Origin of the sequence: Streptococcus sp. DD10 (assembly GCF_001578805.1) — a bacterium.
Lineage (GTDB): Bacteria > Bacillota > Bacilli > Lactobacillales > Streptococcaceae > Streptococcus.
Map to the genome: position 1 here is coordinate 532619 of NZ_KQ969157.1, position 24752 is coordinate 557370.

A 24752-nucleotide genomic window follows, 5' to 3' on the forward strand; every position below is an offset into this window, starting at 1 on the left:
ATGTATAAAAGCGAATCTTCACTCTATAATTCAGTTCGATTTTCAATTGCTCGCAATAAAGTAACCTCATCAGCATACTCTATATCTGCCCCTACAGCTAAACCTCTAGCCAAACGCGTTACTTTGATGCCAGCCGGCTTTAACAAACGCGAGATATACATAGAAGTAGCTTCTCCGTCAGCTGTTGCATTAGTAGCAACAATGACTTCACTAACTTCTGTATCCATTAATCTCTTCATCAGACTTTTCAGATTAATATCATCTGGACTGACACCATTCATAGGAGAAATCAAGCCATGTAAAACATGATACAATCCCTGATATTCTTGAATATTTTCCATCACAGCAACATCTCGACTATCTTCAAGAACCAAAATCGTTGAACGATCCCTACTGCTATCTGTGCAAATCGAGCACGGATCCTCATCAGTCAACCTACCGCAGATGCTACAATACGTTAATTCACGCTTAGCAGCTAAGAGATTTTTTGCAAATTCATTTACATCATCATCATTCATACTTATTGTGTAAAAAGCTAAACGTGTGGCTGTTTTAATCCCAATCCCAGGTAATTTTGAATAACTATCGATTAATTTTGCAATCGGTGTTGGATATAACATAATTCTCCTTAATTCTCTTGCTGTGAAATAAATAAATTGATAATATCACGAGTGATGACATGACTGATATTAGCAGCTAAATCCGTATTATGAGGAAAAACTACCGCAACCGCAATCTGAGGATTGGTACTTGGTGCATATGCGACTACATTTGTATTAATTGTATTTTGTATTTGCCCCTCATTTGTTTTTACGTTTGTTTCAGCCGTTCCTGTCTTTGCACTAATAGAGGTTATAGCTCCTTGATTTAGAGTCCCTCCCGTTGTAAACCCTGAACCTCCATGAACAACGCTATAAAATCCTGATTGGATAAGACTCATCTCTTCTTCACTGATATTTACTTTATTAAGTTCCTGCGTTTTAATCTCAGTCTCCAACGTACCTAACTTTCCTAAGGAATCACTTTGGTAGACTCCTTCTACTAAGTGTGGGGATATCCTCTTACCACCATTTGCAACGGTTGCCACATATTGAGCTAATTGCAGTGTAGTATAATTGTCGAACTGTCCGAAAGAATTTGTTAAAACACTTCCAAAAGTGTATTCAGTTGGAAGATAGCCTATACTTTCGTTTGGGAGATCAATTCCAGTTTTAACCCCTAATCCATACTCAGCTAGACTGAAACGTAATTTTTCCATCGCAGATTGCACTTGACTATCATCAATTTCCTGATTTGACCCATAAGGAGCATTCAGGAGATCTAAAGCCATTTGTACCATATAACTATTAGAGGAGTATTCTAACGCTTGCACAGCTGAAATCGACTGGCTCCCATATTGAGTGAACCACGAATTGATAACATTCATTCCCGAAAGCGTTATAGGTTGATCTATTAGTACTTGGTTGCCAATAATAGCTCCATTTTCCCATCCAGCGGTTAAAGTTGCACCTTTTACAACAGAACCTGGAACAAAAACATTCGTATAAGCACCGAGTGAGTCCGTTTCAAGCACACCTGTATCTAAATCGTGTTTGATGCCAGTCATAGCAAGAACAGATCCCGAATCAGGATCCAAAGCAACTGCATAGACACCTTCAGAGAAAGTAGCATTTCCCTTAGCTAACTCTGTCTCAAAGTATTTTTTTAGGATATTTTCCACTCCAGACTGAAAGTCACTATCAATCGTTAATTTTAGATTCTTTCCTTTTTCACCTTTTGTAACAGTTTGAATATTCTCGAAATTTCCGTTTTTATCTAAATTTACCTCTTTGATTACTCTACTTCCTTGTAATTCTTCTTCGTATTCCTTTTCAAGGTATGAAATCCCAACTCTATCATTGAGTGCATAACCTTTTTTCAAATAATCCTTTGCTTCCTCAGCTGGAAGTCCTGAACCTTCCCTTGAAACCTTACCAAGCAGACCAGATAAAGAACTATCTGTCATCTGTCGTTCCCAAGAATTGGAGAGAGAAATCCCAGGTAGAGAGTTGCCACCAGCCGCTATCAAAGCAGCTTGTTCTGCTGTCAAATCATCTGTCACGATAACACCAGTCTCAAAATTAGCAACTGCATTCATCTGACTATATAGATAAGCAATTTTTTTCTCTTCTTCAGAATACTCTAGCGAGGAACTATCAACACTAGCTATAGCATTTTGGTAAATTTCAGATTCGGGCAATAAATTGCCATCATTCGTCAACCGTTTATCACTAGGAAGACTTTCGACCACTTGGCGATAGATTTCGCTATCAGCAAGATAATAGTCTACTATTTGACGATTTGTTAACCTAATAGAAGTTAAATCAACTAAACTATACAATTTCTGTGCAGTCTTTTTCAATTCTTCCCCTGTCATAGTATTTAAACGTGTAAAAGTAACGACTTGTTTTGGAATGCTAGCTACTAGAATCCTACCTTTAGCATCAAAAATTTCACCTCTAACCGAAGGTAATGTTATTTTTTTCTTACTAGCAGTTGCTAATTTATGAATATAAAAATCTCGATTCAGAAGTTGCATATAAGCAAGTCTAGCAACTAAAACCAACATTAAGCAAACTGCCATACTAAAAAGTAGATAAAAACGCTTTGGAATTAGATAATTGAACCGCTTTTTTTCTTTGTTCATACCGTATCTTATTTTACCATATTTTTTAACAAAAACTCTAGCAATACCTAGTAATAAAGTTTATAAAAACAGCCTACAAAAGCAGACTGTATTTAAAAATTATTTACCAAGATAGTACTCAGCTTTTACGTTTAATTTTTCGTCAAATTCGAATACCAATGGTGGGAAGTTAGGGATTTCAACGTCCATGATTTCGTCATCAGACAATCCTTTAATGTGTTTTACAAGAGCACGAATAGAGTTACCGTGAGCTCCTACAAATACATTTTTTCCGTCTTTCAAAGCTGGAGCAATTTTATCTTCCCAGAATGGAAGAGCACGTTCCAAGGTTACCTTCAAGTTTTCAGCATCTGGAATAACTGAATCATCCAATGAAGCGTAACGACGGTCTGTGTGTGCTGAGTGCTCATCATCACGATCCATGTTTGGAGGCAATACATCGTATGAACGACGCCAGATATGAACTTGCTCATCACCAAATTGTTCTGCAGCTTCAGCTTTATTTTTACCAGTCAAACCACCATAGTGACGTTCGTTCAAACGCCATGATTTTTCAACTGGAACCCACAATTGGTCAGAAGCTTCAAGAGCCAAGTTTGTTGTTTTGATCGCACGTTTCAAGACTGAAGTGTAGGCTTGGTCAAATTCGATCCCAGCTTCTTTAATCAATTTACCAGCGTCGATAGCTTGTTGTGTACCTTTTTCAGACAAATCAACATCAGCCCAACCAGTGAAAAGGTTAGCTTTGTTCCATTCAGACTCACCGTGGCGAGCAAAAACCAATTTTACCATTAGATGGATTCTCCTTTTATTCTCCGAGGTTACCCTCGTTTATCTATTCTATTTTACACAATTTTTTATAAAAAATCTAGTCTAAATTATCTAAAAATACAAAGTTACATTTTTATTGGCATTTTGGGCAGATACCATACATCATGACTTGAGTTTTAGTAATACTATAACCTGTCTGTTCTTGAGCCTCACGATTCAAATCAGGAATCTCAACATCTTCAAAATCTGCTATTTGACCACATTTTTCACAAACAATATTCAAATGATTATGCCCCATAAAATCATAATATGTGGTATTATCATTACTAATTTTTAATTCGGTCACAAAACCTTCATCAACTAAAACCTTTAAATTGTTGTATACAGTAGCTAGACTCATACTAGGGTAGTCTGTTCTTAAGTCTTGAAAGATTTTCTCAGCACTTGGATGATCATGACTGTGTATCATGTAAGACAATACAGCTCGTCTCGTTTCCGTTATTCGAATTTTCTTTTCTCTTAGATAGTCCAATACTTTCTGATAATCTTGTCCTTGTTTTTCATTTTCATTGAACATCATTAATCCTCATTCTAGTTTATCACTTCATTATATCATGTTTCAGATTATATTTTCGAATTTTTGCTTAAAAAGTATTCTAATCGGTTCATATCTGCTAAAAACGTATTTACTTTGAAAATAAATAAAATATTAGTGAAGCAATCTACCTTACTATATGGTAATAAAAAATCTCATCTAAAATTGAATGAAAAATACTAATTTATAAACATAAATTTGATACACCTGTTAAATAGAATTAATTATCATTCGATATACGAATACAATCTTCCATTTAAAAAACATGCATGAAAGAGTTGTTTGTTCAGAGTCTAAAACAGAGATACATACTTTATCTCCCAACTTTTCGTATGTATTTGACCAATAAAGAGATCCTAGAAAAACTTCTCTCTTAACCTTTCATTTTCAATAAAAAACAAGTAGCTCAATTCTTTGATCTCATTGAAGAGATATTTTCTTGTGTAAATTCTATGTTTCAAACTATTTTTAAGACTTTCTCAATGAATAAGGACAAAATTATGAATGCCCTTAACTTCATTATTCCAACACAAAACTATCAGTAACTAGAAATTTCCTCAAAGTTATTAAACTCAATTCCTTTGCTTTTCGCACTTTGACAACTTCAAAAAATTGATTTTGATTGCGCTAAACATCAAAAAGGAGAGGACGGAACTCATCCTCTCTCGGTGTTAAACAAGCATAGATGCCGTCATTCCCTCCAGATATCCCCTATAAGAAACCTTATAGGGGTAGGCGGTAAAACAGTCCATACTTTGAAAATCGTACTTGAACAAGTAATAAAGCAAGAAGCGCAAGTGCAGACTATCCCTCTCATAGCTGTCCAACTTTAGATAGGCATAAGCTCTCTCTAAAAAGGAATCAACTTCTCTATATTCGTTGTAAACTTTTTCAATCATGACAACCTCCTTTCTCTCTAAATTTAATATAGTAAAAAGAAAGCAAGAATAGATTATTTTTTCTAATTTGACATCTGAAATGTCAAAAAAAGAAGCAGATGACTCTGCTCCTTTAACATCTATCCGCTATAGTTGAAAAAGAACCCTAAAAAATAGCCCTCAAACCGATGAGAGCTATTTAAAATACTACTAAACTATGATTATAATTCGATATCACCAAATAGATCAGCCATTGAAAATCCAGTTTGAGTTTCTGGAAGTTCAAAGTCACGTTTTTCTTGACGACGTGGACGACGTGGACGAGATTGACGTTTTTCTTCTTTTTGACCTTCTTCTTGAGCTGGACGTTCTTCAAGAGCTTTAATAGAAAGTGAAACACGTTCTGCGTCAGCATTCACTTCAAGAACCTTAACAGTTACTTCTTGACCAACTTTAAGTGCATCTTTTGGATTTTCAACACGTTTGTGCGAAATTTGTGAGATGTGAACAAGTCCATCGATCCCTGGCAATACTTCTACGAAGGCTCCGAAGTCAGTTAAACGTTTAACAGTTCCTTCGATAACATCACCAGCAGCCAATTTTTGCTCAACTCCATCCCATGGTCCAGGTGTTGTTGCTTTAAGTGAAAGTGAAACGCGTCCTTCTTCCTCATTAAGATCAAGGATTTTCACTTCGATTTCTTCACCAACAGATACAACTGATTTAGGTGAAACGTTGCGTTCATGTGACAATTCAGTCAAGTGAACCAATCCATCAACACCACCAAGGTCGATGAAAGCACCGAAGCTAGTGATACGTGCTACTTTACCAGTTACAACATCGCCAACATTCAACTTAGAGAAAACTTCAGCACGAGCTGCTGCAGTTTCTGCTTCAACTACTTCACGACGTGAAAGAATGAAACGGTTTTCTTTTGGATCAACTTCTTTAATTTTTGCATTAAATTCTTGACCTACAAAACGCTCAGTGTTACGAACGAAACGAGTATCAAGCATTGAAGCTGGAATAAATCCACGAAGTCCTTCAAACTCTACTGAGAGTCCACCCTTAACAGCGCGAGTTCCTTTAACTGTAACAACTTCTTCTTCACGACCAACTAATTTGTCCCAAGCCTTGCGAGCTTCTAAACGTTTTTTAGATACTAGGTAAGTAACGGTATCAGTATCTTTACCTACTACTTGACGAAGAACAAGCAATTCAAGTGTTTCACCTGGTTTTACCAATTCGTTGATGTCTGCATCGCGATCGTTAGTCAATTCGCGGAGAGTCAAAACTCCCTCAACACCAGTACCAGAGATTGCAACGTTAGCTTGAGTAGCGTCTACTGTCAATACTTCTGCAGTAACAACATCGCCTGGCTCAACTTGGCTAACACTGTTTAGCAAATCTTCAAATTCATTCATCTAAAAAATCCTCCAACAATCAGGTTTCCAACCTGACATACATTAATTATTTTTCCTAAGCACCGCAAGACAAGATTTCTTTTCATTTTTCCTATCGGATGATATAAAGAAATAAAATACCCTAAGATATTTTACCCTCATCTGATATGTTACCTAGAACTGGGGTAGCTGGATTCGAACCAACGCATGAGGGAGTCAAAGTCCCTTGCCTTACCGCTTGGCTATACCCCAAAAGTGAAATGGAGAGAGAGGGATTCGAACCCCCGAACCCGAAGGAGCGGATTTACAGTCCGCCGCGTTTAGCCTCTTCGCTATCTCTCCAAGCAATCAACATAAACCATTATACCAAACTAGTTTGTATATTGCAAGACTTTTTTCAAAATATTTTAGATTCCAAAGACAAATTGAGGTTTCTTTTCTACGAAACCTCAATCACTTTTTTTATTCTTCTATGTTATTTTCCTGCGTAGGAATTATTTCAACTTTTACCTTGGTAACACGCCCATTTTTTACTTTATCATTAGTCAAAATAAGATGCTTCTCTTGACTAATAATTTCAAAACTAAGACGTTCTTGTGGACCAGGTATCGTACCTACTCCTGTCAAGTAATACCCAGCAATCGTGTCTACATCATCACTCTCAAGCTCGACCATAAAGTGTCCGTTAAAATCATTTAAATTCATAGCTCCATGAACGATATAAGTGTTCTCACTAATTTGGTGTACGTCAACAGCGGCTTTATCCGTTTCATCATCAATTTCACCGACAATTTCTTCCAATAAATCTTCTAGTGTAACCAAACCTGCCATACCACCGTATTCGTCCAGCAAAATCGCCATTTGATTTTGCGTGTTACGAAGAGACTTAAGTAAGTCGTCAACGAAAATAGTTTCAGGAACAAAAAGTGGCTCCTGCAAGATTTTTCTAAGAACGATATTGTCAAAACCGTTGGTGAATCCCTCGTTCAGCAAACGTTTTGTGTGAATTAGCCCAATAACATTATCTTTATCATCATCATAAACAGGAATACGTGAGTAATTCTGCTTAAGGATGCTTTCAATAATATCACGGGTATCATCCTGAATATCCACCATAAAAGCATCGGTTCTAGGCACCATGACTTCTCGAGCCATGAGCTCATCCAGCGAGAAAATACCTTGTAACATCTCAATTTCATCTGCATCCAGCGTTTCTTCGCTATTCGTCAGCATGTACTCGATTTCGTCACGGGTCATCTTCTCATCCGCGTCATCAAAAGTCATCGGCGTAATACGACTAAGGAGATTAGTTGAGGCAGAGAGCAACCAAACAAAAGGACTGACAATCTTACCCAAAAGAATAATGACTGGCGCAGTTCGTACCGCTAAGCCATCCTTAAGGTTCATGGCAATACGCTTAGGATAAAGCTCCCCTAGAACGATGGAGATGTAAGTCAAAAGGGCAAGGGCTAAAAAACTTGCCACTGCTCTTGCAGTTTCTGAATTTCCCATCCAAGAAGCAATCTCCTGTCCCAATGTGTCCGCAAGACTTGCCCCTGAAAGAATGTTAATCAAGGTAATTCCAACTTGAATAGTTGATAAAAAATTGTTTGGATTCTCCAAAACCTTCAACAGACGAATATATTTGGTGTCTCCCTCCTCAGCTTTCTGCTCAACACGAGAACGATTGAGCGATACCATAGCCATCTCAGACGCTGAGAAAAAAGCGTTGAGTAAGGTCAATACCAAAAGTAAAATAGCTTGTAGCAACAAATTCTGACTGCCAGGGTCTTCCATGTAGATCTCCTATGTAAAAAGTTATAGTTTTATTATACCATAATTTGAAACGAAAACCAAAAAAATTCTATTTCGAAATCGCAAATAATTTCACTAAAAATTAGGAGAATAAAATAAGTTTTTGATAGTGTTTGCTGCCCAGTGGGTAGCATATATGGTTGCTCCGGCTATGACAACCGCTCCAGTAGCAGCTAATAGAACTTGTCCTACCCCTGGAATAAAGTAAGAACCAGCATAGTATACAGCACCACCAATTGCAATTGCAGAACGTGGTTGAATTTATGGTTGAGGAATAGCTGTTTCAAGTAATTCAACTAACTCCTGTTCAGTATAAGAATGTCCGTTTATAATAAGTTCAGTATCAGTAACTATGACGGCTTCAGAGAAGTAATTCAAAGTAGTATTATCTTGTTCGCTAGCTAGAACAGAAATAGAAGGTAGCGATATATTGGTGCTAATTACTGCGATACACAATAATGTAATGCACTTGATACGTTTTGACTTCGTACTAAACCTCCGTTTTTTAGATTTCTCAATTTGTATTATACCGTAAAATACCTAGATCAGAAAGTGTTATCACTATCGGAATCTAATGATTAAATTCTTTAAATTTACATAAGAAAAAGTTAACAAATTAAAACTCTGGCTATTGGAAAAACTAATTCATTCATTTTTTCAATTTGAGGTTAGATTTTCCCTAACCTATTATGAATTTAGAACTTTTTCATTATAAGACAGCTAAAATTAGAACAATAATCGTAGGTTAGTATTAAAACAAGCAATACAAAAAATAAAATGAACAACTATTCGTGTTCATTTCGTAAGTTTTATAGACTATAAAGATTACTACAAACAAGAGCTTAGAGACATTTATATATATCTTACGCCACATTATACACAGAAATCACAATGATAATCCTACTAGCGATAGCAATAAAAACAAAACACCTACAAACAAACTCAAAAATATCGCTACCTTGCTCCAAGCTTATCGTCTTTTGTAATAAAGAGATGAACAAATATTCTACCAATAGTCAAAATAGCATAATGTTCTTGCTGACCCTCCTCTATATTTTAGCCATTTCCAGCTGAAACACAACGAGAGCAAGGAGATTCTTTCAAATAAGCAGCTCATTTATTGATAAAGTAGTCCTCCTTGGTCAAGACATAATGAATCCTTGTAACGATTCGTCCTGGTTCTTTTTTGTCCATTCTGGCATATGGTTCTTCATGGGAAAAACGCATACCTGATTTCTCCATGACCTTGCCAGATGCGGGATTATCCTTATCGTGAAGGGCGGTCAACTTGTTCATTCCAATCTTCTCAAAAGCCAGCTCAATCACGGCACGATTGGCTTCTGTCGTCAAACCTCGATTCCAATATTTTTTATTGATAATGTAACCAATAGCTGCCTTCTTAAGAACAGGATCAATCTTGTGCAAGTCAATGGTTCCAATAAACTGACCATTGCTTTTTAGTTCGATTCCCCAGCGTCCCAAGGGATTAGCCAAATAGAACTGAGCAATGTTGTTCTTAGTTTCTTCTAAACTTAGATTGATTGGAAAAGTGTAGCGCGTATTTTTCTTATCTGAGACATACTCAAACATAGCTTCCGCATCATCCAAGGTCACAGGACGTAAGACTAGTCTCTCTGTTTCAAGAACAAGATTCTCTGATAATTTAACATAGATATTTTCCATTATATTATCTTTCTTTAAAATTTTCTAGAAGAAAACAGAACAAATCTGTAGCCGACATTTCTTATGGATTAATTATTTATTTTGCTTTATCTTGGTTATCTTTTTCTGGAGTAATTAGAGTTGAATGTGTTTCGTAAGCTCTGATAACTTGAGCCACGACTGGATGACGGACCACATCCTTAGCTGAAAAATGAACAAAGTCAATCTGCTGAATGTTCTTGAGTTTTTCTTGCGCATCAATCAAGCCAGACTTAACATTACGTGGCAGGTCGATTTGGCTACTATCTCCATTGACAATCATTTTGGAATTAAAGCCAAGACGCGTCAAAAACATCTTCATCTGCATCATGGTTGTATTTTGTGCTTCATCCAAAATAACAAAAGCATCATCCAAGGTTCGACCACGCATATAGGCAAGGGGGGCAATTTCAATAATCTCTCGTTCCATGAGGCGAGTGGTTTGATCCTTTCCTAGAATCTGGTATAAGGCATCATAGACCGGACGCAGATAAGGATCAACCTTTTCCTTTAGATCACCTGGCAGAAAGCCCAGACTCTCTCCCGCTTCAACTGCTGGGCGTGTTAAAATGATTCGTTTGACTTGACCTCTCTTTAAGGCTGTCACAGCTAAAGTGACCGCCAGAAAGGTCTTCCCAGTCCCTGCAGGACCAATCCCAAAGGTAATATCATGGTTCTTGACACTGTCAACATAGAGTTTTTGCCCAAGGGTTTTGACACGGATGGGTTTCCCAGTATTGTCCTTGATAATTTCTTCTTCATAAAGGGCGACAAATTTGTCAATTTCCTGATTTTTGACCATGGTAATAGCTGTCACCACATCCGGGGTGCCAACGGTCATACCACGATTCACCAAGACCATCAAAGCCTGAATCACCTGGCGAACTTCTTCACAGGCAGCCTCTTGACCAATTACTTGCACAAGCTCCGTACGAGCATGAATCACAACATCAAGTTCTTCTTCCATCAGACGAAGATGACGTTCATTGGAGCCGAATAAATGAAAGAGGTCGTCTGGATGACTAAGCTGAATATCAATTGAATGTTCCTTCAAATAAAGAACCTCTCTAATCCTTATAATTTTAGATAAATTTACGCTAGCCTTTAGAAGTCGGTAACAAGTCTAAGTTACAACTGAAGTTCGATAAGAAGACTTTCCGACGTCATAAAAGATAATGAGACTGACTATATTATAGCAAAGAGGTCGAAAAAATTCTATTTCCGACCCTGAAACTAGTTTTAATGCTCCAAATATTCCTGCCAGATTTGATCAAAATCGCTCAGATTAAAGGAAAAACTAGCATGTTCCTCCAAAAAACGACTGACTTCGTCAAAATCATCCGTGTGTTTTGGAAAGGCTGATTCACCGAAAGCCAAGTCTGCCAAGACAGCCTTGGGACTATTACTTTTAGGATTGCGCTCAGTCATAAGCCAAGTGTAAAATGATTTTCTCATAAGTTTTACACCAACTCCGTTCCGTACGGATCTTGTTTGATTTTACCAGCCTTCATCAAGCCACCCAGAGCTTTTTTGAACTGTCCTTTAGAAATACCAAAGGTTGCCTTGATGTCGTCAGGAGATGACTTATCATTCAAGGTCATGAAACCGCCATTGCTTTCTAGGTAAGTCAAAATCATCTGAGCATCATTCTCCAACATTTCAAAGGAACGTGGTTTGAGGGAAAGGTTGAGCGTGCGATCCACTTCCCGAAAACCAATAACACGCGCGTCTAACACTTGCCCCAAACGTGGCTCTGCGTAGCGCTCACTTGGGTGGATAAAACCAAGCATATTATTTTCAGGTAGATAAACGAAGGTTCCTGAAAGTTTTAAACGGTATACAATGGCTGGCCAATTTTGATTCTGCATATTGTTGTAGGCAGGGCGGGCCAGACGTTGGAAGTCTTCTTGATAGGCCAAGAGTCCCCAGATACGGTCTTTCTTATCCACTTCAAGACGAATATAAAGCTGATCTCCCTTCTTTGGCCAAAGTTCTTTGAGCTCAGGAAGGATATCGAGTGACACTACAATTTCCTTATCAGGAAGGCCCGTATCCACAAAAACACCCAAGTCCTTTCGAACTTCTGTTACCCGTCCCCAACCAAATTGATCCTGAGTCGCTGTCACTTCTAAGGTGGTTAGCCGCAATTTTTGCTTCATATCTGCATAAGCAAAACCTTTAACCGTATCACCTACTGTATGCTGACCTTCTTCCTTGGCCAGCGCATAGGTTTGACCATCCTTTTGCACAAAGTAAAAACGGTCATTTTCATCGATGATGAGTCCAACGATAAAACTTGCAAGATTTGTATTCATATTTCCTTCTTTCTTCCCACATAGTGTGGAAAAATTTTTAAACAAAACTCAGTCAGCAGAGCCAACTGAGTTGTTAGTTGTTTAGAACTTTCAGTTATATTAACGTTAAGTCAATAACGATTTAACTTGCTTGATTTGAAATCTATCACTTGTTTAGAGTAGTTTTTAGACTTCTAAAAGTTCTTTTTCTTTGTTTGCAGTCATCTCATCAACATGTTTTACTGCATCATCAGTGACTTTTTGGATATCCTTCTCGAGAGATTTCAATTCATCTTCTGTGATTTCTTTGGTTTTTTCTTGCTTCTTAGCTTCATCCATCGCATCACGGCGGATGTTACGAATTGCTACTTTAGCATTTTCACCTACTTTTTTCACTTCCTTAGCAAGATCACGACGAGTTTCCTCTGTCAAAGCTGGGATAACCAAACGAATAACAGTCCCATCATTAGCTGGCGTGATACCTAAATCAGAAGCATTCAAGGCACGCTCAATGTCTTTGAGTGAAGATTTATCAAATGGTGTTACCAACAAGACACGCGCTTCTGGAATAGTGATAGATGCGATTTGGTTGAGGGGTGTCTCAACACCATAATACTCAACATGAATTCGATCTAGTAAGCTAGCATTAGCACGACCTGCACGAATCGAACCAAATTCTCGAGCCAAACTTTGATGAGAATGAACCATTCTTTCTTTTGCTTTTTCTACGATTACATTTGCCATAATATTTCCTTTTCTACTTATTTTTCTTCGATACTATTTGAAACAGTTGTTCCAATATTTTCACCAAATACAACACGTTTGATATTACCCGCTTGATTCATATTAAAGACTACAAGATCGATATCATTATCCATGGATAGTGTTGACGCAGTTGAATCCATAATGCGCAAACCTTTGTTAATCACATCGCGGTGAGTTAACTCTTCAAACTTGACCGCTGTTTTATCTTTCTTCGGATCCGCATTGTAAACCCCATCAACACCATTTTTCGCCATCAAAATCGCATCAGCCTCAATTTCAGCTGCACGTAAGGCCGCTGTAGTATCTGTCGAGAAATAAGGTGAGCCAATTCCAGCACCAAAAATAACAATACGTCCTTTTTCAAGATGACGAAGAGCACGACCACGGACATACGGCTCAGCCACTTGTTGCATGGAAATGGCTGTTTGTACACGTGTATCAACCCCTACTTGTTGAAGCGAATCCGCCATTACAAGAGCGTTCATAACCGTTCCAAGCATTCCTGTATAGTCAGCCTGCACCCGGTCCATTCCTGCCTCAGCTGCAGGTTCCCCACGCCAAAGGTTTCCGCCACCGATGACAAGAGCAATTTCAATCCCTAAGCTATGAACTTCTTGAATTTCTTGCGCCATTTTTTGAACAGTCTTAATGTCAATTCCTACACCACGTTCACCAGCAAGAGCTTCACCTGATAATTTAATCAGAATTCGTTTATATTTTGGTTCCACCTATCTCAACTCCTTTATTTTATCCAACCTATTTTATCATAAAAGATGATAAATTTATAGTCTTATCGGTTTATTTTTCAAAAAAACTCTCATACTATATTTAAAAGCCCTGTTGCACTATATTTTACAATTTATCACATTAAAAAAATCTGAAAACAACAAATATAGTCACCACTATATTTGACAAAATCGTATAGTATAAGAGCATACTGAAGCCGCCATTTCTTACCAGTTGTAACGTGACTCCTAGTAAAGCAACGAAAAATAAAGCAAACCTGCTCAAAAAAGTAAAGTATCATCCTGTTTCATTTTTCTCATGTTTTTCACTATAACACAAACGACTTCCACAATACAAGTTTAAAAAATCACTCACTATATTTCTATTTTCTGTTCAAATATTGTATAGGTATGATAAAATGATACTGTTATGAAAATAAAAAAACAGTTTTATTACTTTGCAGGCGCTAGTATCCTACTCGCATCAATAGCATTTTTTTCTTATCAAGAAAAGAAACAAAGACAACTTTATGGGGAAGTTAGTATTGAAAATTTAAACTACCTCTATGAAGATACCTTAACTCAGTTAGATGCCTTAGCTCTTACAAAATCAGCAGTTGTTCAATCCTATACAATCGACAAGGCTTCTATTCATGAAAAGAATCAACAAATTTTTTTGGATCTCAAAATCAATCGGTCTGATGATCACAAAGTTCACTTAGAACTAGCAAAAGATAAAGAGGGGGATTTTACTATCACAAAATCCACTCCAAGCACCGCCTTACAGACAAAACTTGAAGCAAAACCCTATAAAGACACCCTGAAAGAAATAGAGAATCATTTACAAGAAGTTCGAAATCGGGATAAGTGGGATGAGGGAATCCGAACGGCTTATTATGAACACGTTCGTCAAAAAATGAAAAAAGCTAAATTAACACAACTTACTGACACATTAAATGAAATGAGCCAAGAGGCTAAGGAAATTGGTTCTGCTGTCTATACTGACTTTTTCGTCTGGTCAGATTTGAGTAGTCGTGAAAAACTTTCTCTAGTCCTTGAACATATGCAAGCCGAAATCGATCAATACCACTTTCTACAGATGGGCACAAACGGGTATCGTTTTTCAAAAACACTCGAACCTACCAGTGATTTCTACAGTTTTTTCAGACAAGAAATTTTGAAAACTTATAAAACTAAGGAAGGTTTAAAAGCCGACGAACTAGGGGAGAAACTCCATCTTTTTCGTTCTCATATAGACAAACAAGCAATTGATTATATTCGAGATAATTTTGATGGTGCTAATGATTATGAAAAATTGCTCAACTACACTCGTCAAAAAAACATCAAAGTTGACTACACTACTGGGGCTGTCTTTCATAACCGTACATATGGTGAGTTTAGCTACACTCAAAACATGAAGGTACAAGTTCCACAAGCCAATATCAGTGGTAATTACGGTACAAATAACGCTCGATTTATCGAATATATCGTGAACATCAATACTGGAAATTTCGTATCCGAGTGGAATGTTTATAGACAACTTCCTGATGGGACTTATGATTCCAACCCTGATCACTACACCATTGAAGAGGGGGGAGATGCAGCTAATACCGAATCTGCTAACTATGGTTTATCTAAAGGACTTAACAAAGATGTCCCAGTCGCTCTAGCACGTACACATGGATCTCTAGATGTAAGTCACCCTGCAGATACTGATATTCGCAGAAAAATGACCAAAAAATGGAGACCAGCAGCTTCTCTAAATAAAGGGGGACGTTATGCTGATCTTGTAAAAAAAGGAGGAACAAGTGATGTTAAACGTTGGAGGGAAATCGAAGATGAGGATCGCCTACAAGCTTATAATGATTTTATTGCCTCTACTAGTGTTGGGGATGGGTTTGATCTTTTTTATCAACGCATCAACCAAGAGCAAACCTCAAACAACTAATACGGTTTATTCATCTTTACTAGACAAAAACTTTTACCATGTGAGAGATGCTTATCTTGTTCAACTCTATGGAGAAAATACAGGCATGTCATTTGATTTAGCCAAAAAGCAACTTTTTGGAGCTGATGTTGCCATAAAAGATGGAAATCTCTATGGAGATGAACTAGTAGACTGGTCCCTTGAGGACTACTATGAAAACGAAGAAGATTATTTTTTAGATGCTACACGACATATTCCTATAGATAAAAAAGCTATCAAAGAAAATCAATTCAAACAAACAATCGTATTACAAGATATTTGGAGTCATTTTAAATCAGAGGATGTTACTAATGACGTCATTGAAAACTTTAAACAAGGAAATTTAACCCAACTACGTATTAGTTACAATAAGAACTATCTCCCTATCAAATTAGAAGGTTTTTACAAATCAGGGGAAGAGAAAGGATGGAAAGATTTATTTTACATAGATTATCCTTATGAAAATCAATCTATGTTTGATAAGGAATTAGATGCTTATGTTAAAACTATCGAATCACAAACCACTCAAGAAAGCGAGGTTGAAGACGACTAGTTAATAAAAAGCGCTTAGTCTCCTTAAACAAATCTAAGATAAAGTCACTCATACTCACTAGTAGCAGTCATTTCCAATTTTCGCTTTGTTGTGGTCGATTCCTGAAATCTAAGGTCAAGTTCACATTCCTATGCCTATCTAAGGAAAACGCTAGTGTTAAAATATAATTAACCTTCCTTTGTAAATATACCTAAAGTATGGTAAAATTATAAGGTATGCGTGGCAAGTGTTCCAGTTAGATGGAACATCGAATAGGTACCATTATTATAGTTATTTCGTAACTTTCAAGCACCTCCACCACATCGATACTGAGGTGCTTTTCTTTTTGCCATAAGTTTAATTTAATTGGAAAATTTTTAACCAATTCATCATATAAAGGGACGCTATGATTGATAAAGACCAATATTATTTTATACGGAATCATCCGGCATTTGAAAATCTGAGCATTGATACTTTTGACAAACTTGCTAGTCATATTCAGTATCGGAAAACGAAAAAAATCAAATTCTTTTTTACGAAGGTGATGAAAGACGGGATCTTTACCTTATTTACGAAGGCTATGTTCGAATTGAGGAATATGATCAGACCGACCGCTTCTCCTACATTGACCATATAAAAAAAGGAAGTGTTTTTCCTTATGGTGGCTTGTTTAAGGATGGTTTTTACCACTACACTGCTATTGCTATCAATGAAGTTGAATACTTCAAAATACCGACAAAGTTATTTGAAGAACTATCACAAAAACACATCAAACAAATGACTTTTTTAGCTAGAAAACTTTCTTCAATCTTAGAATTCCAAGAATTGCGTCTACGAAATATGGTTTCTGGGAGTGCAACGGAACGAGTTATCCAAGCAATTTCTCTCCTCTTTGTAGATCTCTGTTTAGAAAACGAATCCCAGCTCCCTTTTCCTATTAACGTTAAAGAACTGGCACGTTTGAGTGGAACAACTAGAGAAACCACAGCTAAAGTCATTAAGACTTTGCAGGACGATTACCGGATTCGCTATCAACAAAAAGTTTTAACCATCTTGGATAGAGATTTTTTCTTAAAATACATCAACTAAACTAGCATTTTATCTGTCTTTTTCTCTCGTCAAAAGAGGTTGGAAACTATTTCCAACCTCTTTTTTATAGTGCAAGTTTCTGATTAGTGTCATCAATAAATCTTTCTGATTTTTTCCAAGTACATTATCTAATCTATAGACCTTGTATCTTATTTTATTGTAATGTCTATCTCTAATAATAGAGTATCAAACTGAAAATCACTATTTTAAAACGAAAGTGAGGCTTATTACTTTATATTTCAACAATCTTGCGGTAGCTTCTAGATGTGATAGCAAAAATCAAGAGATAGATCACGAAGAACAGTCCACAGATTAAGAGTGTCACTTGGAGCATCATCTGACTATCTATGACACCGATGAGTTTCAAAATCATGCTGAGCATTGGATAGGCAAAAGCTAAGTGGGTTAAGGCAAAGACAACTGGTAGGAAAAAGACTGTCAAGACTTGCTTGCGGATGGTTTGTTTGATTTGTTGGTGATCTAGACCAACCTTTTGCAAGATAACAAAGCGCTCCCGATCTTCGTATCCTTCAGAGATTTGTTTGTAGTAGATGACTAAAATGGTTCCCACGATAAAGATCAAGGATAGGAAAATACCGATAAAGAAGACACCGCCAAACAGAACATTCATTTGGTTGAGCGCATCCGCTTTATTACTACCATAAACGTAACTTCCCTCACGGTTGAGTTGACCACTAAAGGTAGTTAAGTAGTCATCATAAGTATCAGCTAGAGCGAGTTGCTGGTCTTCGCTAGCCGTAACATCCATCCCCCCATAGAGTTGTGTATTGATAGAAGCTTCGGGATAGCGATTGAGAAAGTCTTCAAGGTTTGGAACGATTAAATAATTGTAATCTGGCGTAAATAGATTGAACTGATTGGGAACATGGTCCACAATAAAGTCTTGATCAAAGCTTTCTTTGATCGTGTAGGTTTGACCATTGATCGTCAGTTCATTCTGTCCCTTGACTTGCTCGTTCTTAGCATAAAGGCCGACTTGGTTTTGGCTAAGATTCAGTTTTTGACCGGTCATATTTTCATAGTCTGCTTGATCAAAAACCATAAACACCGTTTTAGGGGTTACACGATTCTCCCCCCGTTGATAGATAGTGAGATTCGTTCCTTCTTGATAAGCCACTCCAAAGTAAGCATAGGTGAGGATTTCTTTGCGACTCACTTCTAGTTGGTGGTCACTAGCAAATTGACCAAGAGCTTGATCCGCCTCCTCCTGGCTGATATTTTGTCCGCTAATCCCAAAATCATGGGGACTCATGTATTTTTGGAAAGTGTTGGAAGCATTAAAGATACTGGTCGAAGCAGACAGGGTCACTAGCACCATGGTTGAAAGGATGGCGATAGTGGCAAGACCGATCGCATTCTTTTTCATCCGATAGATGAGGTTTGAGACCGCGATCATATTCTTAGGTTGGTAATAATAGCGCTTGTTTTTCTTTAAACCTTGTAAGAAAACCGTTGTTCCTGCATCAAAGAGGAGGTAAGTCCCCAAGATGACGAAAAGAACTGCTAGGAAAAAGATCATAAGAGCAGAAACTGGATCTTTCACCGTCAAGGCAATGAAGTAACCAACTCCAAGTGAGACAAGTCCTAGGATTGTTTTGACAGCTAGAAAGCGCCCTTTTTTCTCACCACTTACCTTTTCCTTGGAAAGTTGGAGCGCATTCATCCGTAGGATTCGATAAGCATTGATGAGTACGAGGGCCAAAAAGATTCCTGCGAAAACAGCTAGAACCATGAACACCACAGGAAATTGGAAGGTGGCCACCAGCTTGACCTTCATGCGCATAAGTTTGAGCAAGAAGGCAAAGATCAACTTATCAAAGAGAGCACCAAGTCCAATCCCAGCCACAACGGTACCTAAACCAAAGACTAGTAATTCCTTAAAGACCATACTGATCAAGTGCCGTTTCTCCAAACCCAGCATGCCATAAAGTCCCAATTCCTTGGAACGATTTTTCATCACAAAACTATTGGCATAGAGCACAATAATGGCTGAGGCGATCGTCACAACAAACATCCCAAGCCCCAAGGTCATTCGAATACTGGAACCACCTCGGATATTATCGATATTGGGATTGAGACTCAGGGAGTAAAAAAGGTAGGTAATGGTGACCGATAAAAGGACAGCCAAACTAAATGGATAATACAATTTGCGGTTTTTGATGAGGTTTGAAACCGCTAACTGATTGGTTAATCGAAACATACTAGTTCACCTCACTTGCCATAACAGTTAAGGTATCTGAGATTTCTTGGAACATTTGACGCTCAGTCTTTTCACCACGATAGATTTGGTTGTAGAGAATACCGTCCTTGATAAAGAGCACACGCTTAGCCCTGCTGGCTGCAGCTGTTGAGTGGGTTACCATGAGAATGGTTTGCCCACGTTCATTGATTTCATCAAAGACATCGAGAAGGGCTGCAGATGACTTGGAGTCCAGGGCTCCTGTTGGTTCATCCGCAAGGAGAATTTCAGGTTCCGTGATGATGGCGCGTGCGACAGCTACCCGTTGTTTTTGACCACCAGAGATTTCGTAGGGGTACTTTTCCTGCAATTGATTGATGCCTAGATTTTCAGCTGTCACTACCAATTTTTTCATCATCTCCGTAATGGGTCTTCGTGACAAAACAAGTGGTAGTAAGATATTGTCCTTGACTGACAAGGTATCTAGTAAATTAAAATCTTGGAAAACAAAACCAAGCTTCTCACGACGGAAACTAGAAGCCTGAGAATTTTTAATGGTGGCTGTATCTGTACCGTTTAGAAAAACACGACCTTGAGTTGGTTTATCCAGCATAGCTAGGATATTGAGAAGAGTGGATTTACCAGAACCAGACTCTCCCATGATAGCAACATACTCGCCTTTTTCTACAGCAAAGTGAATATCTTTTAAGGCTTCAACTTGACTGCCATGAAAACGACTTTTATAAATTTTTTGAACATGTTGTACATCGAGCAATGACATTAGGAACCTCTTTCTAAGTTGATGACTAAACAAAACGAACGAATCATCAACCATGTTTTATTTTACTATGAAACCATTATACAAAAAATAAAAAATGAACGCATTAACTTAACCTTTCATTTATAGGGCTATTTCTTACACTTTGGTAAGATTTCATCTTGTAAAGAAAAAACATAAGAAAGTTAAACTGATTCCATAAACAAGAACCATCCTTGAAAAACTGGCTCTATCATTTCTGTAGTGGGTCAATTCACTGTAGGAATTATGGAACCTATTTTGTGTAGAAAAAAGTCCCATATGACCTATAATGATAAATGACAAAACTGGAGACGACCAATTTGACGTCTGAAATGTCAAAAAAGAAGCAGACGACTCTGCTCCTTTAATATCTATACTTCTCGTCTACCCACTACAGTTGACAAAGAGCTTTTTGTATCACTAATTCATTATTTTTCAACTCTTATTCCTTGAGTGTCAACTGTTAGTTCAACCAAGGTCCCCTCAAAGCTTTGAGCTTGAATATCTTTTTGTAACGTCGGAAGTTTGGCTTTTTCAACAAGTATCATAACAGTTGGACCAGCACCAGATAAATAAGTCGCATAAACCCCATGTTGATGTCCTATTTTCTTAATACTAGAAAATTCTTTAATGAGTGACTGACGATAAGTTTCGTGAAAAAGATCTGATTCAATCATAGCTCCTGCTGTCACTAAGTCCCCACTTAACAAGGCCGCTATCGCCACATTGGCAATACTGGAAGCTGCAACAGATGTTTTATAGTCCATCTCACTTGGTAATACACCCCTACTTTCACTAGTTTTAAGTTCATAATTCGGAATATAAGCTAACAAACCAGTTTCTGGAAAGGGTGATACAACAGATTTAACCTTGCCATTTACAAAACTTGAGATAACAAGATTCCCATAAATAGCTGGTGCTACATTATCTGGATGTCCTTCAATAGCCGTTGCAATATCTAATTTCTCTGTATTTGATAGTTCTAAATTTCCTAGCTGGTTTGCTAGTTCAATCCCTGCAACAATAACTGAACTTGACGATCCTAAACCTCTAGCTAAGGGAATATCACTCGTCATTAAAATACGGTGTGGTTGCAGAGTATTTTTGACTTTTAAAGCCGTTTGAATGAGTAAGTTCTGTTCATCCTTAGGAATCCCATCCCCCAAGTCATGACTGATTTCCCATGAACTTGTTTCTTCCAAAATCTCTATCGTTAAATATTTTGAAACAGCAACGCCTACCGAATCAAAACCAGGTCCAATATTAGCTGAAGTGGCTGGTATTGTGATTTTCATTTTTTATGCTCCCAAAACTCTTAAAGTACTAAGCAAATTAAAATCAGCATCTGCCTTTATTTTTTCCGTTACGGCTGCTAGTTGCCCCTTATCGAGTGAATGAGTAATAATGACAACATGAGCTGTTTCGCCACTTGCTCCGTGTTGTAAAATCTGTTTAAAGGAAACACCTTCTGAATTGAAAATTTCTGCTAACTTAAGAACCTGACCTTTAGCATCCGGCGCTTGGATAGAGAAATAATAGTCACTCTTCACATCTTTTTCTTGTGCTAATGTTAATTCACGTCTATATTCGTTAAATGCCTTTCCAATCGTTCCTTCATTTAAACGACGAACAATCCGAATAATATCTGCAACAACACTAGTTGCTGTAGGTTTTTGACCGGCACCAGGCCCATAATACATGGACTCCCCTATACCAATTGATTCCACAAAAACAGCATTCATTACTCCATTTACATTGGCTAATGGATGTGATTTGGGTAAAAAGGTTGGAGACACTTCAGCTGCAATCCCTGATTCTGTTTCTTCAATAGACCCCACCAGTTTTATTACATAACCAAGTTCTTGTGCAACTGCTACATCATCCGGAGTGATTTGACGAATTCCTTGATGTGCTACATCTTTAAACTGAATATCCATACCAAATGCAAACTGACTAAGAATGACCATTTTATAAGCTGCATCAATCCCATCCACATCGTTTGTTGGATCACTTTCAGCAAAGCCAAGACGCTGAGCCTCCGCTAAAGCGGCTTCATATGTCCATCCTTCTTCAACCATCTTGGTCATCATAAAATTTGAAGTCCCATTTACAACGCCAAGTACACGAGTAATCTTATCTGACGCTAACGAATTCACCAAGGTGCGCAAAATTGGAATCCCACCAGCAACAGCAGCTTCATAATAGAGAGCAACATGTTTCTTTTGAGCAATTTCTAACAATTCACGACCATGCACCGCAAGTAAATCTTTATTGGCAGTTACAACATGTTTGCCAGCCTCCAAAGCTCGAGTAATAAAAGTTTTAGCCGGTTCTATACGTCCCATCAATTCGACAACGATCGTAACTTCTGAATCGTTCAAAATTTCATCAACATTTGTTACAAAGTTAAAGTCGTTTCCTGCTTCTAGTAAACGATTTTTTTCTTCGTCATCCTTAACCAATACTTTCGTAATTTCAATATCTGATTTTGCTGATTGAACAATTTTATCCTTATTTTCGTTTAATAAAAACGGAATTCCGCTGGCCACAGTACCAAAACCAAGTAACGCAATTTTTATCGACATATTCATCTCCTTGAATCTATTCAACCTTTAAAATTATACTTTAGGTATTAAAAACCACCAGTCAAAAATGGTTTCTAAAAGGCTTTTATTCATCCTTTATTATACCAAAGTTTTCTTGAAAATTCATTTAAAATTCTCCATAATTTTGCTATAATGTATACAAAAACAGAAAGTTGAGCTAAACATGCCCTCTAAAAGTTCAAAAACAAGAAATTATAAGCACAGTGGAAAAGGTACCCGCAAAACACGTCCTTGGGTAATTTTTAATCTCTTTCTCTTAGATTTACTGCTCATTTTAGGTTTTTTTCTCACCTTGCATCATTTTCAATTAATTAATTCTTCTCAAGTAAATTCTGACAGACAAGTACAAGAATCTCCAAAAAATGAACAGACTAACTCAGATAGTGCCTCAAATACTGATACAAACACTAATGAAATTAATTGGGTAAAACAAGATACTCCTGTTCAAATCCCTATTTTGATGTATCATGCGATTCATGTTATGGATCCGTCCGAAGCTGAAAATGCTAATTTAATTGTCTCTCCTGATGTGTTTGAGAGCCATTTACAAGCTTTGTCAGACGCTGGCTATTATACCCTTACCCCTGAAGAAGCATATAAAATACTGACAGAAAATGTTTTACCTGAAAATAAAAAAGTTGTCTGGTTACCTTTTGATGACGGAATGGCAGACTTCTACACTCAAGCCTTCCCATTATTAATGAAGTATCAAATGCGAGGAACCAATAATATTATTACAGGATTCATTGAAGAAAATCGAGCCAATACCTTAACTTTAGAGCAAATGAAGGAAATGAAAAATCAAGGGATGTCCTTTGAAGATCACACGGTAACTCACCCAGACCTATCACTTTCTAGTTCAGATTATCAAACAAACGAACTAAGTCTTTCAAAACACTATTTAGACACTAATCTCAATCAAATCACGACTACGGTTGCTTATCCATCTGGACGCTATAGCGATGTCACCCTTCAGATAGCTGAAAGCTTAGGCTATAAGCTAGGATTAACAACAAACAACGGTCTTGCTTCACTATCAAATGGACTGTTTTCTCTAAATCGCGTTCGTATTTATCCAACTACAACTGGGCAAGAACTGTTAAAACAAATTGCAACCAATTAAATTTTATCAATTACCTATAAAAATTAAGCCTAACTTTTAAGGAATTCCTTTAAAGATAGGCTTTTTTCTTATACAATTAGAATTTATTGATACTCAAAAAATAGAATTAACGATTTTGATTAACATGATTGTTCTCTTCAGGAATGTTAGGAGTTCCTTTCTGCATCCAATTCTGTCTTTGTGGGTTAGAGTTTGGTGCACCACGACCGTCAGCTTCCATCATATCCTCCTCCATCTCTCTCCTTGGTGGTCGATTATCATCAGCTCCTTCCTGTCCATTATCAGTTTCGAAATCTTTTTCATAATTTTTATCATTTTCTTGTGAAACACCCTGTTTAGGTTGTGTTTTATTCTGTTGGTCTTGGTTAGACTGGCTTTGTGACTGTTTCGTTTTTTCTTCTACTTGTTGGCCAACCGAATTATTAGTAACCGATTGGCTCGCTGTCGATTGTTGGTTGGTTGTCTGTTGGGAAATCCCTATTCCGTACCCCCCTGCAATTCCTACAAGTAAAGCACTGATTCCTACAAGACCGGTCCAAAATTTTGGTCCCCTTTTCACAATCATCATTTTTTCTTTTGACATTATTTCATCTATGTCCTTTCTATATATTTTCAACTTATTTTACTTTCCCTAACTTAAGTACAACTAAAAGTTTTCTTAAGAATTACTAAAAGTTTTAAACAACTCGGTCATTAAGTTATCGTTAACAAAATTCTAAAAATAAGCAGAATCATTCTTTAATTTCAATAAAAAAGAAAGCGAAACGTTATCGCTTTCTTTTTTAGCAAAATAGTATTACAGAT

General features: G+C 37.3%; 21 protein-coding genes, 2 tRNA genes and 2 pseudogenes. 5 read left to right on the forward strand and 20 right to left on the reverse strand.

Annotated elements, in window-relative coordinates:
• Positions 1-23: 23 nt before the first annotated feature.
• From recR to STRDD10_RS02380, 4 genes are all read right to left on the reverse strand, one after another.
• On the reverse strand, positions 24-620 hold the full coding sequence (gene recR / locus STRDD10_RS02365; RefSeq protein ID WP_067192785.1) for a recombination mediator RecR: 597 nt from the start codon (positions 618-620) through the stop codon (positions 24-26).
• Between the two features lie 8 nt (positions 621-628).
• The gene (gene pbp2b, locus STRDD10_RS02370; RefSeq protein ID WP_067192787.1) at positions 629-2686 is read right to left on the reverse strand and encodes a penicillin-binding protein PBP2B; all 2058 of its coding nucleotides are present in this window, start codon (positions 2684-2686) and stop codon (positions 629-631) included.
• A 99-nt stretch (positions 2687-2785) separates the two neighbouring features.
• Positions 2786-3478: a phosphoglycerate mutase gene (locus STRDD10_RS02375; RefSeq protein WP_067192789.1), complete on the reverse strand. Its 693-nt coding sequence runs from the start codon at positions 3476-3478 to the stop codon at positions 2786-2788.
• 112 nt (positions 3479-3590) lie between these two features.
• Entirely contained in the window at positions 3591-4037 is a 447-nt protein-coding gene (locus tag STRDD10_RS02380; protein WP_067192790.1) for a Fur family transcriptional regulator, read from the reverse strand.
• A 329-nt stretch (positions 4038-4366) separates the two neighbouring features.
• Here STRDD10_RS02380 and STRDD10_RS11420 point away from each other — a divergent pair.
• Positions 4367-4727 (forward strand): annotated as a pseudogene (locus STRDD10_RS11420) (transposase); the annotation flags it as partial.
• Here STRDD10_RS11420 and STRDD10_RS02385 read toward each other — a convergent pair.
• The 11 genes from STRDD10_RS02385 to pyrH all read right to left on the reverse strand — a co-directional run bounded on the left by STRDD10_RS02385 (position 4724) and on the right by pyrH (position 13636).
• The gene (locus STRDD10_RS02385; protein ID WP_067192792.1) at positions 4724-4951 is read right to left on the reverse strand and encodes a sigma(X)-activator ComW; all 228 of its coding nucleotides are present in this window, start codon (positions 4949-4951) and stop codon (positions 4724-4726) included. The pseudogene STRDD10_RS11420 and the gene STRDD10_RS02385 sit on opposite strands and share 4 nt — an antisense overlap.
• 200 nt (positions 4952-5151) lie before the next feature.
• Positions 5152-6354 (reverse strand): 30S ribosomal protein S1, encoded by a 1203-nt coding sequence (gene rpsA / locus STRDD10_RS02390; protein WP_067192794.1) that lies wholly within the window; start codon positions 6352-6354, stop codon positions 5152-5154.
• Positions 6355-6513: 159 nt separating this feature from the next.
• Positions 6514-6585 (reverse strand) — tRNA-Gln (locus tag STRDD10_RS02395).
• Between the two features lie 9 nt (positions 6586-6594).
• A tRNA-Tyr gene (locus STRDD10_RS02400) sits at positions 6595-6675 on the reverse strand.
• Positions 6676-6795: 120 nt separating this feature from the next.
• Positions 6796-8130, reverse strand: a complete 1335-nt coding sequence (locus STRDD10_RS02405) for a hemolysin family protein (protein ID WP_067192796.1) — start codon at positions 8128-8130, stop codon at positions 6796-6798.
• A 1131-nt stretch (positions 8131-9261) separates the two neighbouring features.
• Complete coding sequence (locus STRDD10_RS02410; protein ID WP_067192798.1) at positions 9262-9831, reverse strand: GNAT family N-acetyltransferase; 570 nt, start codon at positions 9829-9831, stop codon at positions 9262-9264.
• Positions 9832-9907: 76 nt separating this feature from the next.
• Entirely contained in the window at positions 9908-10903 is a 996-nt protein-coding gene (locus tag STRDD10_RS02415) for a PhoH family protein (protein WP_067192800.1), read from the reverse strand.
• A gap of 185 nt (positions 10904-11088) precedes the next feature.
• Positions 11089-11304, reverse strand: a complete 216-nt coding sequence (locus STRDD10_RS02420) for a YozE family protein (RefSeq protein ID WP_067192802.1) — start codon at positions 11302-11304, stop codon at positions 11089-11091.
• Between the two features lie 5 nt (positions 11305-11309).
• On the reverse strand, positions 11310-12164 hold the full coding sequence (gene cvfB / locus STRDD10_RS02425) for an RNA-binding virulence regulatory protein CvfB (protein WP_067192804.1): 855 nt from the start codon (positions 12162-12164) through the stop codon (positions 11310-11312).
• Positions 12165-12329: 165 nt separating this feature from the next.
• Complete coding sequence (gene frr / locus STRDD10_RS02430) at positions 12330-12887, reverse strand: ribosome recycling factor (protein WP_067192806.1); 558 nt, start codon at positions 12885-12887, stop codon at positions 12330-12332.
• Between the two features lie 17 nt (positions 12888-12904).
• Positions 12905-13636 (reverse strand): UMP kinase, encoded by a 732-nt coding sequence (pyrH, locus tag STRDD10_RS02435; RefSeq protein WP_067192808.1) that lies wholly within the window; start codon positions 13634-13636, stop codon positions 12905-12907.
• A gap of 427 nt (positions 13637-14063) precedes the next feature.
• Between pyrH and STRDD10_RS02440 the strand changes: the two genes are divergently transcribed.
• From STRDD10_RS02440 to STRDD10_RS02450, 3 genes and pseudogenes are all read left to right on the forward strand, one after another.
• On the forward strand, positions 14064-15581 hold the full coding sequence (locus tag STRDD10_RS02440; protein ID WP_067192809.1) for a DUF1310 family protein: 1518 nt from the start codon (positions 14064-14066) through the stop codon (positions 15579-15581).
• Positions 15582-15666: 85 nt separating this feature from the next.
• The gene (locus STRDD10_RS02445) at positions 15667-16152 is read left to right on the forward strand and encodes a hypothetical protein (RefSeq protein ID WP_156468564.1); all 486 of its coding nucleotides are present in this window, start codon (positions 15667-15669) and stop codon (positions 16150-16152) included.
• A gap of 385 nt (positions 16153-16537) precedes the next feature.
• Positions 16538-17220: pseudogene (locus tag STRDD10_RS02450) on the forward strand (Crp/Fnr family transcriptional regulator).
• 232 nt (positions 17221-17452) lie between these two features.
• On the opposite strand, the gene STRDD10_RS02455 reads toward STRDD10_RS02450, so the two are convergent.
• From STRDD10_RS02455 to STRDD10_RS02470, 4 genes are all read right to left on the reverse strand, one after another.
• Positions 17453-19441, reverse strand: coding sequence for an ABC transporter permease (locus STRDD10_RS02455; protein WP_067192813.1), 1989 nt, complete (start codon positions 19439-19441; stop codon positions 17453-17455).
• 1 nt (position 19442) lies between these two features.
• Positions 19443-20201, reverse strand: a complete 759-nt coding sequence (locus STRDD10_RS02460) for an ABC transporter ATP-binding protein (RefSeq protein WP_067192814.1) — start codon at positions 20199-20201, stop codon at positions 19443-19445.
• Between the two features lie 446 nt (positions 20202-20647).
• The gene (gene thrB, locus STRDD10_RS02465; protein WP_067192816.1) at positions 20648-21514 is read right to left on the reverse strand and encodes a homoserine kinase; all 867 of its coding nucleotides are present in this window, start codon (positions 21512-21514) and stop codon (positions 20648-20650) included.
• A 3-nt stretch (positions 21515-21517) separates the two neighbouring features.
• Complete coding sequence (locus tag STRDD10_RS02470) at positions 21518-22804, reverse strand: homoserine dehydrogenase (RefSeq protein WP_067192818.1); 1287 nt, start codon at positions 22802-22804, stop codon at positions 21518-21520.
• A gap of 184 nt (positions 22805-22988) precedes the next feature.
• Here STRDD10_RS02470 and STRDD10_RS02475 point away from each other — a divergent pair, with 184 nt between their 5' ends.
• Positions 22989-23948, forward strand: a complete 960-nt coding sequence (locus STRDD10_RS02475) for a polysaccharide deacetylase family protein (protein ID WP_067192820.1) — start codon at positions 22989-22991, stop codon at positions 23946-23948.
• Between the two features lie 106 nt (positions 23949-24054).
• On the opposite strand, the gene STRDD10_RS02480 is transcribed toward STRDD10_RS02475, so the two are convergent.
• The gene (locus tag STRDD10_RS02480; RefSeq protein ID WP_067192822.1) at positions 24055-24531 is read right to left on the reverse strand and encodes a hypothetical protein; all 477 of its coding nucleotides are present in this window, start codon (positions 24529-24531) and stop codon (positions 24055-24057) included.
• Between the last annotated feature and the right edge of the window lie 221 nt (positions 24532-24752).

What these genes read in the sequence shown, in the direction of transcription:
- STRDD10_RS02460 (WP_067192814.1), bottom strand. Translation starts at nt 20,201, where the DNA reads ATGTCATTGCTCGATGTACAACATGTTCAAAAAATTTATAAAAGTCGT.
- STRDD10_RS02470 (WP_067192818.1), bottom strand. Translation starts at nt 22,804, where the DNA reads ATGTCGATAAAAATTGCGTTACTTGGTTTTGGTACTGTGGCCAGCGGA.
- STRDD10_RS02405 (WP_067192796.1), bottom strand. Translation starts at nt 8,130, where the DNA reads ATGGAAGACCCTGGCAGTCAGAATTTGTTGCTACAAGCTATTTTACTT.
- STRDD10_RS02445 (WP_156468564.1), top strand. Translation starts at nt 15,667, where the DNA reads ATGTCATTTGATTTAGCCAAAAAGCAACTTTTTGGAGCTGATGTTGCC.
- STRDD10_RS02385 (WP_067192792.1), bottom strand. Translation starts at nt 4,951, where the DNA reads ATGATTGAAAAAGTTTACAACGAATATAGAGAAGTTGATTCCTTTTTA.
- STRDD10_RS02380 (WP_067192790.1), bottom strand. Translation starts at nt 4,037, where the DNA reads ATGATGTTCAATGAAAATGAAAAACAAGGACAAGATTATCAGAAAGTA.
- STRDD10_RS02475 (WP_067192820.1), top strand. Translation starts at nt 22,989, where the DNA reads ATGCCCTCTAAAAGTTCAAAAACAAGAAATTATAAGCACAGTGGAAAA.
- STRDD10_RS02420 (WP_067192802.1), bottom strand. Translation starts at nt 11,304, where the DNA reads ATGAGAAAATCATTTTACACTTGGCTTATGACTGAGCGCAATCCTAAA.
- pbp2b (WP_067192787.1), bottom strand. Translation starts at nt 2,686, where the DNA reads ATGAACAAAGAAAAAAAGCGGTTCAATTATCTAATTCCAAAGCGTTTT.
- STRDD10_RS02440 (WP_067192809.1), top strand. Translation starts at nt 14,064, where the DNA reads ATGAAAATAAAAAAACAGTTTTATTACTTTGCAGGCGCTAGTATCCTA.
- frr (WP_067192806.1), bottom strand. Translation starts at nt 12,887, where the DNA reads ATGGCAAATGTAATCGTAGAAAAAGCAAAAGAAAGAATGGTTCATTCT.
- cvfB (WP_067192804.1), bottom strand. Translation starts at nt 12,164, where the DNA reads ATGAATACAAATCTTGCAAGTTTTATCGTTGGACTCATCATCGATGAA.
- rpsA (WP_067192794.1), bottom strand. Translation starts at nt 6,354, where the DNA reads ATGAATGAATTTGAAGATTTGCTAAACAGTGTTAGCCAAGTTGAGCCA.
- STRDD10_RS02455 (WP_067192813.1), bottom strand. Translation starts at nt 19,441, where the DNA reads ATGTTTCGATTAACCAATCAGTTAGCGGTTTCAAACCTCATCAAAAAC.
- thrB (WP_067192816.1), bottom strand. Translation starts at nt 21,514, where the DNA reads ATGAAAATCACAATACCAGCCACTTCAGCTAATATTGGACCTGGTTTT.
- recR (WP_067192785.1), bottom strand. Translation starts at nt 620, where the DNA reads ATGTTATATCCAACACCGATTGCAAAATTAATCGATAGTTATTCAAAA.
- STRDD10_RS02410 (WP_067192798.1), bottom strand. Translation starts at nt 9,831, where the DNA reads ATGGAAAATATCTATGTTAAATTATCAGAGAATCTTGTTCTTGAAACA.
- STRDD10_RS02480 (WP_067192822.1), bottom strand. Translation starts at nt 24,531, where the DNA reads ATGTCAAAAGAAAAAATGATGATTGTGAAAAGGGGACCAAAATTTTGG.
- STRDD10_RS02375 (WP_067192789.1), bottom strand. Translation starts at nt 3,478, where the DNA reads ATGGTAAAATTGGTTTTTGCTCGCCACGGTGAGTCTGAATGGAACAAA.